General features: G+C 61.7%; 1 pseudogene. It reads right to left on the bottom strand.

Going from position 1 to position 767, the window contains the following annotated elements:
- Positions 1 to 212 (bottom strand): annotated as a pseudogene (locus AWB81_RS43750) (hypothetical protein); the annotation flags it as partial.
- Positions 213 to 767 lie beyond the last annotated feature (555 nt).

The following is a 767-nucleotide window of genomic DNA, read 5'->3' on the forward strand; positions in this document are numbered from 1 at the left end:
TTCTCGATGCTTGCCACGAAGGCCACGGTCTTGGGCGCCACGGTCGCGGTCGAGGCGAAGCGCTGACCGAGATGCCCCCGCAGGTACCACACCACGCCGCCCACGCGCTGCAACTGTGGCACGTAAACGTTCAGGTACATCCGATCGATGCACTCGCTCTCGAGCACGACGTGAGCCCGCAGAACTTCGCACACACTCTGTGATAACGTCATCACTGGCTCCGGTCGTCCACGGGTCCTTGCACCCATTGAGCTTCGAGCTCGTACATCGCTGGGCACGTCCCAGCCGGCTCGGCCGGAGCCACCTTACACCGCCAGCGCTCCGCAGTCACCCGTACCACTCGTCGGTCTGAGGCGGAGCCTCGTTAGGGCTAATGCCGATGCGTTTCCTTGCAAAGCGGCACCGTCATCTCGCGCTGCGGTCGCATTGAAATCGAAGAACAGGCAATCGCTGCTCGATTGCCGCCGCCAGCCCTCCCGCCTAGGTCTTGCGCGGGCGCTTCGTACACGATCGCTGGTTTTCAGCGTGTCGATGGCCTCCACAGCCTCTGACGACGCTACAGAAACAACGAGGCGGTCACGATTCGACGCCTGCGTTCGAGGGGACGATGGAAGAGGCGCTCAGGCCGGTGGAGAAGAATGGTTTTAAGCTCGGCGTACCGACTATATTTCGAACAGCACCTCGGGGTGGTTAGTACTACAGCCGTAGGTACGCCGGAAGCACACCTCCGCGTCGTCGATAATGACACTGCTGGGCTCGGTACTGAT

The organism is Caballeronia arationis, assembly GCF_001544975.2.
GTDB lineage: Bacteria > Pseudomonadota > Gammaproteobacteria > Burkholderiales > Burkholderiaceae > Caballeronia > Caballeronia arationis.